A 6,926-nucleotide genomic window follows, 5' to 3' on the forward strand; every position below is an offset into this window, starting at 1 on the left:
GAACGGGACGGGCCGCCCCGCGCGCCGGAATATGACCAGGCGGCGATCCAGGCGTGGGTGGACGCCATGGTCGCATACGACCGGGACTGGAATGCGTGGTTCGCGGCCGAGGCGATCACGCCGATCCGCATCGCCTATGACGATCTGTCGGCCGACCCGCAGGGAACCGTGGGCCGCGTCCTGCAGGCCCTGGGGCTCGATACCGCGGCGGCCGATCGGGTGACGCCCAGCGTCCGGAAGATGGCCGACGAGACCAACCGCGACTGGGCGGCGCGGTTTCGGGCCGAGGCGGGTCTGACTACCCCTCCAACGCCTTGATCATCTCCACGCGCGCGGTGTGGCGGCCGGCTTCGAAGTCGGTGGCCAGGAAGGCGTCGACGATGGCCAGCGCCAGGCCTTCGCCGACCACGCGGGCGCCCAGGGCCAGCATGTTGGCGTCGTTATGGGCGCGGATCATGGCGGCGGAATAGGGCTCGGCGCAGACGCCGCAGCGGATCCCTTTCACCTTGTTGGCGGCCATCATGATCCCCTGGCCCGTGCCGCAGAGAATGATGCCGAAGCGGCAGTCGCCGGAGGCCACGCGGCGGGCGGCGGCCTCGCCGTGGCGGGGGTAGTCCGTGCTGTCGGGCGTGGTCGGGCCGATGTCGACCACCTCCCAGCCCCTGTCCGCAATGTGGACGGCGATGACCTGGCGCAGGCCGATGGCGGCGTGGTCGCTGGCCAGGACGATACGGGCGGGGGCGTGGGTCATGGGGATGTCCGGAGGTGGGGGTTCGGCCACAGGTGACGCCTGGAGGAGGGTCCCAAGGCGGACCCGCCCCTTAGACGATGATGCGGTTCGACGGAAACGGCGGATGGCGCGTGATCCCCGGCCGTCGCGCGACGCGCCGGGAGAACAAGGACGCTAGTGAGCGCCGGCGCCGGAGGGGAGGTGCGTCTTGTCATGACGGCCCACCCGCTCGACCAGGGTGCGTTCGGCGTCCGTCATCCCGGTGACCACCACTTCGGCGCCCTGGCGACGATAGCGGAAGACCACCTTGTCCACCGCGGCCACGCCCGTGAGGTCCCAGAGGTGGGCGCCCGACAGGTCGATCTCGACCCGCGTCGGATGGCCATGATGCTCGAAGGCGGCGGCGAAGAGGTCGGCGGACGCAAAGAAGATCTGGCCGGTCACGCGGTATTTGAGCTCGCCCTCGGGGGCCTCGACCTCCTGCACGATCACCGTCTTTCCCACCCGGCGCATGAAGAAGATCGCGCTGAGCACCACGCCCAGGACCACCCCCTGGGACAGGTCGTGGGTGATCACGACGGTGGCCGTGGTGGCGATCATCACGATGGACGACTGGATCGGCGTGGAGGGCAGCTGTCGGATCGATCCCCAGTCGAAGGTTCCGATGGAGACCATGATCATCACCGCCACCAGGGCGGCCATGGGGATGCGGGCCACCCAGTCCTGCAGGACCAGGATCAGGAACAGGAGGAACAGGCCCGCCCAGAGGGTCGAGAGCCGCCCGCGGGCCCCGGAGGTCACATTGATGATCGATTGGCCGATCATGGCGCAGCCGGCCATGCCCCCGAAGAGGGGCGAGATCATGTTGGCGATGCCCTGGCCGCGGGTCTCCCGGTCCTTGTCCGACGGCGTGTCGGTGAGGTCGTCCAGCAGATTGGCCGTGAGGAGACTTTCCAGAAGCCCCACAAAGGCGAGGGTCAGGGAGATGGGGGCGATGATCCGGAGCGTCTCCCAGGTCAGGGGGACCTGGGGAAGGCCGAAGCTGGGCAGGGTCGTCGGCATCTGCCCCATGTCGCCCACGGTGCGCACGTCGAGGCCCGTGAAGGTGGCGAAGGCGCTCAAGACCACGATGGCCACCAGCGGCGCGGGCACGGCGCGGGTAAGCCGAGGGAAGCCGTATATGATGGCCAGGCCCGCGGCGACCATGGCGTAGGTCTGCCAGCCCACCCCGGTCAGCTCCGGCAACTGTGCCAGGAAGATCAGGATGGCGAGGGAGTTGACGAAGCCGGTCATGACCGATCGCGACACGAACTTGATGTAACGGCCGAGCCGAAGCAGGCCGACGGCGATCTGGATGACGCCGCACAACAGAGAGGCGGCGAACAGGTATTCGAGGCCGTGGTCCCTGACGAGGCCCACCATCAGGAGGGCCATGGCGCCGGTGGCCGCTGAGATCATGGCCGGCCGACCGCCGGTGAAGGCGATGGTCACGGCGATGATGAAGCTGGCGTAGAGGCCCACCGCCGGATCGACCCCGGCGATGATGGAGAAGGCGATGGCCTCTGGGATCAGGGCCAGGGCGACGACGGTTCCGGCCAGAAGGTCGCGGCGTGGATTCGCGAGCCATTGCTCGCGGGCCGATGCGATGATGCTCATGGAGACAGGGTCTTGGATCAGGTGAGCGCGGCGGGCCCCGTCACGGCCCAAATCGTCTCGCTCTCAAGCCGCAGCTTGTGGTGTTCCCGAGGGATGGGCGCCCGGGGTAGCCACCCGATTCAGATCGGGTCCGACGTGAGGCGGCTAGATGCCTTGCTGCGTCGCACAATGCAAGGTCTCCCTTGATCGGCGCCTCCGGTGGCGGACGCGATCGTCTCAGGCGGAGTGGAAACGGCTTAGGGCCGCCATCACGCGGGCCTGCACCGGCGGCGTCGGCTTCGGCGGCTCGAAGGTCTGGCCGGTGATCCGCTCATAGGCCTCCACATAGGTGAGCGCGGTCTTCCAGATCAGCTCCGGGGGGATGTCGGGGACGGGATCGGCATAGGGGTCGCAGCGGGCGGCCACCCAGTCGCGGATGACGTCCTTGTCGAAGCTGTCGGGGCGCTCGCCCGCGGCCAGGCGCTGGGGATAGGTGTCGGCCCGCCAGTAGCGGCTGGAGTCCGGGGTGTGGATCTCGTCGGCCAGGCGGAGGGTCCCTTGGGCGTCGAGGCCGAACTCGTACTTGGTGTCGGCGAGGATGAGGCCCCGCTCGGCGGCGAGCGCCTGGCCGCGGGCGAAAAGGGCCAGCGCGGTTTCGCTGACCTGACGCCATTGCGCCTCCGTCAGCAGACCGCGGGCGAGGATGTCCTGGGCGGTGAGGGGCTCGTCATGGGCGCCGTCGTCGGCCTTGCTGGTGGGGGTGATGATGGGCTGGTCCAGGACCTGGTTGGGCGCCAGCCCATCGGGCAGGGTCTGGCCGTACATCTGGCGGCGGCCGGCCTTGTACATGGTGAGGATCGAAGTGCTGGTCGTGCCGGCCAGATAGCCGCGCACTACGATCTCCACCGGTAGGATCGTCAGTCGAGCGCCGACGACGATGTTGGGATCGGGATAGTCCAGCACGTGATTGGGGCAGATGTCGGCGGTCTGTTCGAAGGCCCAGCGGGCGACCCCGTTCAGCACCTGGCCCTTGAAGGGCACGAGGCAGAGCACCCGGTCGAAGGCCGACAGACGGTCGGAGGTCACAAGGATGCGCCGGCCGTCCGGCAGGTCGTAATTGTCGCGCACCTTGCCCCGATAGAGGCCGGGCAGGGCGGGGTCGATGGCCTCGCCCAGGAGCTGATGGGCGCTGGCGGAGAGGCGGGCTTCGTCGAGGGTGGGCATGGCGGCCTCCCGGGCCAGTTGGAGAATGTCGTCCAAGGAAAGCCGTCTGTCGCGCGCCAGCTTTTCGCGCGCCGCCTGGACGGAACGGCGGGCGCGCTGCAGGTCATAGATGCGCGCGGCGAGCACGTCATCCTGCAGGGCGAGCAAGGCCGGCAGGTCGGCGTCGCGCCCCCGTAGAATGTCGGCGATTCGGGTGAGAGGCAGGCCCAGCGATTTCAGCGTCAGCACCTGGTGCAGTCGCTCGATCTGCTCCGGGCCGTAAACTCGCCAGCCGGCCTGGGTCCGCGCTGGCCGGACGAGGCCCTTGCGTTCGTAGAGCCGCAAGGCGCGGACGCTGACGCCCAGGCGGCTGGCGGCTTCATTGGGACTTAGGAAGCGGGGACTCATTGGCGCAGGCGTCTCCGTGGGACGCAGCCACCTATGAGCCCGGACCCAGGTTCCGGCTCAAGCCCCGATTTTCCGATCGCGTCAGGTGTTCTGCTGAGCCTCGGCGATCAGGGCGTCGTCGATCTCGTCGGCGCGCCGGGCGGCGGGGCGCTGGAGGTGACGCTCGGCATAGGTCTCGAAGGCCGGGCGCTTCTCGATCGTGCCGAAGTTCATACCCCAGGAGAGGTGGGAGGCGAGATAGAGGTCGGCGGCGGTGAAGGTCTCGCCCGCCAGGACGGCACGGTCGGCGACCGCCGTCTCGAGGGTGTTCAGCACATGGGCCATGCTGCCATAGCCGAGGGAGCTCTGCTGCTCCGGGGTGGGTTCGAACTGGGCCACCTTCGCGCCCACCACCTGTTCGATGGGGCCCGCGCCGAAGAAGAGCCAGCGATAGTAGGGGCCTCTCAGGGGGCTGTGGACGGGGGGCGCAAGGCCGGCCTGCGGAAACGCGTCGGCGAGATAGGCGCAGATGGCGGCGCACTCGGTCACCACCACCCCGTCATGGACGATGGTCGGCACCTTGCCCATGGGATTGAGCGCCAGATAGTCGGGGGATTTGGTGTCTCCGGTCTCCCAGCGCAGGACGCGGGTCTCATAGGGCTGGCCGATTTCCTCCAGCATCCAGCGGACGATGCGGCCGCGGGACATGGGGTTGGTGTAGAAGACGAGGCTGGTCATGGTGGGCTCTCCGGTTGTTCGAAGGCCACTTAGCCTGGAGCCTGCTGACAGCGGTTTGGCAGCAACCGTCCGTAATGGGGAGAACTCCGCGATGAGCGAGGCGAGCAGAGACGGCGGGTGTCGGTGCGGCCAGGTGCGGTTTCGCGTGAGCGGCGCGCCGAAGGTGACGATGGCGTGCCATTGCCGCGGCTGTCAGCAGATGACGGCGAGCGCCTTTTCGTTGAGCGCGCTCTATGTCGCCGAGGACTTCGAGGTCACGGCCGGCGAGCCGGTCATCGGCGGCCTGCACGGGGCGACGCGGCACTTCTTCTGCCCGCACTGCATGAGTTGGATGTTCACGCGGCCGGAGGGGGCCGACGGCTTCGTCAATGTGCGCTCGACCCTGTTCGACGATCCCTCAGGGCTGGAGCCTTTCATGGAGACGATGACGTCGGAGAGGTTGCCCTGGGTGAGCACGCCCGCGGTGGAAGGGTTTGCGGGCTTTCCGCAGCCGGCGGACTTCGGCCGGCTGATGGCGGCCTACGCGGCGCGCTGATTGTTCGTGTTTTGTTCTTGCATTCCCCCGCGAATTTGGTAGGTTCTGGGTATGGGTCGTTCTTGCGTCTGAGGCGCTGAAGGACGCCGCGGCGGGGCGGGTTCGCGCTCTGCGGTTTTCCGGGTTTTCGCAAAGGTCAGATGTGCTGCGCCCCTGGCGCAGGCGACGGGGCGTCCACTTGGCCCCGGTCGCGGACGCATGTCTGGCCTCCGCCGTCTTCCTCGTCCTCCCCCGGCGGGAGACGGCGATGCGGTGAGGCCCGGGGCGGCGGCTTCTTCGGGCGCCGCAGGAGCCCCGCGCCCGGCTCCAGGAGCCATAGGCGCGCCTCTCGTGAGGCGCGGGGCTGGCGCGGGGCGGACGGCCCTACGGGTGTCTTGGTCTCAGTGAGGTGGCGATGGCGCGGGCGGTTCGCAGACGGAAGGACCCGCGCGAGGCGGTGGCGGCTCTGGCCCCCCTGGCGGTGGAAGCCTATGACGCGCAGGTCACGATGGCGCCGGCTCGCTGAGGTCCAGCCGGCCTCGGACATAGGCGCCGATGTCGGCGGGCCAGGCGGCCAGCAGGCTCTCCAGGGCGGGCGTGTCCTGGGCGAAGAGCGCGCGGGCGGCGGCCTCGAACCCCGGCCGGTCGCCGGCCAGCTGGACCATGGCCCGATAGGCCGCCTCCTGGCGCTGACGCAGGGCGTCGGCCGGGGCCTGCGACTTCCGCGCGCTCTCCACCAGCCGGCGCAGAGCGGCCGAGGCGCCGCCGGGCTGGCTGTTCAGCCACGCCCAATGGCGGGGCAGGAGCGTGACCTCGCGGGCCACGACTCCCAGGCGCGGGCGACCCCGGGCCGGTGGAGCGGGGGCCTCGGCCTCCGGAGCAGGCCGTTCGGCGCTCGCATAGCGCGCGGCCACGTCGGCCGCCTCGCCACTCAGGTCGAGATCGACGGGGCGGGCCCAGGCGTCGAGCACCAGAGGCGGCGGCGCCGAGGCGGGGCGGGCGGTCAGGCGCAGAGCGATCTGAGCCGGGTCGCCGACCGCCAGCAGACGGCCGTCCTCGAAGGCCCAGAGCAGGGGGGGAACTTGCATGGGTTCAGTTGATCGCTCAGCCGCACCGTGTCAATAATATCCGGGTAGATTTATCCGGAGCCAGGAAATCGGTGTGGCGGCGGTCGTTGATCGGGGGCATTGTCCAAGCCTTGCGGAGGTGGGCATGCAGGCGAAACTGATCCTCTTTGCGGCGAGCGCCCTGGTGCTGGCCGCCTGCGCCCATCCGCCCGTGGTCAGCGCCACGGGGACCCTGCCCGCGCCCGGCGCCAGCGTCCGGCTGGCGGCCGCCGAAGGAACCGAAGGCGTGGCGGCGCCGATGCTCTCGCAAGCCGGCTACCGCCTCGTGGGCGAGGGCGAGCGGGCCGATTTCCTCGCTGACGTCTCGGCGGCGGCCAGGCCGGCCCGCCTGGGGATCGTGACGCAGGACGGCGCGGGCGCCGATGTGTGGCGCGAGGCCGTGGAGCCTGTGCGTCCCTGGTCCCGACGAAGGGTGGTCCATCGGCTGGGCCTGCAACTGACCGACATGACCACCGGCGCGGTGGTCTATGAGGCGGAAGCCTCGGTCAGGGGCCGCGCGCACGAGACGCCGGACCTGTCGGCGAGCCTCACGGCGGCCCTGCGGCCCTCGGAAGGCTCAGACTGAACACCGCCCCGCCGCCCGGCCGCTGGG

At 69.8% G+C, this 6,926-nt stretch carries 8 protein-coding genes, 1 pseudogene and 1 other annotated feature; of the genes and pseudogenes, 3 read left to right on the plus strand and 6 right to left on the minus strand.

What is annotated here, in order from left to right:
- Positions 1-318 (plus strand): Stf0 family sulfotransferase (locus tag V7D28_RS12565; protein ID WP_333587724.1); only part of this gene is annotated, 318 nt, incomplete at its 5' end.
- On the opposite strand, the gene rpiB is transcribed toward V7D28_RS12565, so the two are convergent.
- The 5 genes and pseudogenes from rpiB to V7D28_RS12590 all read right to left on the minus strand — a co-directional run bounded on the left by rpiB (position 299) and on the right by V7D28_RS12590 (position 4,693).
- Complete coding sequence (gene rpiB / locus V7D28_RS12570; RefSeq protein WP_333587725.1) at positions 299-751, minus strand: ribose 5-phosphate isomerase B; 453 nt, start codon at positions 749-751, stop codon at positions 299-301. The genes V7D28_RS12565 and rpiB overlap by 20 nt on opposite strands.
- A gap of 153 nt (positions 752-904) precedes the next feature.
- Complete coding sequence (locus V7D28_RS12575) at positions 905-2,386, minus strand: SulP family inorganic anion transporter (RefSeq protein ID WP_442957937.1); 1,482 nt, start codon at positions 2,384-2,386, stop codon at positions 905-907.
- Positions 2,387-2,466: 80 nt separating this feature from the next.
- Positions 2,467-2,521: a sequence feature (sul1 is cis-regulatory element that is thought to sense ions involved in sulfur or methionine metabolism; They are found in Alphaproteobacteria), on the minus strand.
- Positions 2,522-2,602: 81 nt separating this feature from the next.
- Positions 2,603-3,589, minus strand: coding sequence for a phosphoribosylaminoimidazolesuccinocarboxamide synthase (locus V7D28_RS12580; protein ID WP_442957938.1), 987 nt, complete (start codon positions 3,587-3,589; stop codon positions 2,603-2,605).
- Between the two features lie 183 nt (positions 3,590-3,772).
- Positions 3,773-3,976 (minus strand): annotated as a pseudogene (locus V7D28_RS12585) (MerR family transcriptional regulator); the annotation flags it as partial.
- 81 nt (positions 3,977-4,057) lie between these two features.
- Positions 4,058-4,693 (minus strand): glutathione S-transferase family protein, encoded by a 636-nt coding sequence (locus tag V7D28_RS12590; RefSeq protein ID WP_333587726.1) that lies wholly within the window; start codon positions 4,691-4,693, stop codon positions 4,058-4,060.
- Between the two features lie 91 nt (positions 4,694-4,784).
- On the opposite strand from V7D28_RS12590, the gene V7D28_RS12595 reads away from it, so the two are divergent.
- On the plus strand, positions 4,785-5,228 hold the full coding sequence (locus V7D28_RS12595; protein WP_333587727.1) for a GFA family protein: 444 nt from the start codon (positions 4,785-4,787) through the stop codon (positions 5,226-5,228).
- 482 nt (positions 5,229-5,710) lie between these two features.
- On the opposite strand, the gene V7D28_RS12600 is transcribed toward V7D28_RS12595, so the two are convergent.
- On the minus strand, positions 5,711-6,295 hold the full coding sequence (locus V7D28_RS12600) for a DUF2239 family protein (protein WP_333587728.1): 585 nt from the start codon (positions 6,293-6,295) through the stop codon (positions 5,711-5,713).
- 124 nt (positions 6,296-6,419) lie between these two features.
- Here V7D28_RS12600 and V7D28_RS12605 point away from each other — a divergent pair, with 124 nt between their 5' ends.
- Positions 6,420-6,899 (plus strand): hypothetical protein, encoded by a 480-nt coding sequence (locus V7D28_RS12605; protein WP_333587729.1) that lies wholly within the window; start codon positions 6,420-6,422, stop codon positions 6,897-6,899.
- Positions 6,900-6,926: the final 27 nt, after the last annotated feature.

It is taken from the genome of Phenylobacterium sp. (assembly GCF_036723115.1).
Lineage (GTDB): Bacteria > Pseudomonadota > Alphaproteobacteria > Caulobacterales > Caulobacteraceae > Phenylobacterium.

What these genes read in the sequence shown, in the direction of transcription:
- rpiB (WP_333587725.1), bottom strand. Translation starts at nt 751, where the DNA reads ATGACCCACGCCCCCGCCCGTATCGTCCTGGCCAGCGACCACGCCGCC.
- V7D28_RS12575 (WP_442957937.1), bottom strand. Translation starts at nt 2,386, where the DNA reads ATGAGCATCATCGCATCGGCCCGCGAGCAATGGCTCGCGAATCCACGC.
- V7D28_RS12580 (WP_442957938.1), bottom strand. Translation starts at nt 3,589, where the DNA reads ATGCCCACCCTCGACGAAGCCCGCCTCTCCGCCAGCGCCCATCAGCTC.
- V7D28_RS12590 (WP_333587726.1), bottom strand. Translation starts at nt 4,693, where the DNA reads ATGACCAGCCTCGTCTTCTACACCAACCCCATGTCCCGCGGCCGCATC.
- V7D28_RS12595 (WP_333587727.1), top strand. Translation starts at nt 4,785, where the DNA reads ATGAGCGAGGCGAGCAGAGACGGCGGGTGTCGGTGCGGCCAGGTGCGG.
- V7D28_RS12600 (WP_333587728.1), bottom strand. Translation starts at nt 6,295, where the DNA reads ATGCAAGTTCCCCCCCTGCTCTGGGCCTTCGAGGACGGCCGTCTGCTG.
- V7D28_RS12605 (WP_333587729.1), top strand. Translation starts at nt 6,420, where the DNA reads ATGCAGGCGAAACTGATCCTCTTTGCGGCGAGCGCCCTGGTGCTGGCC.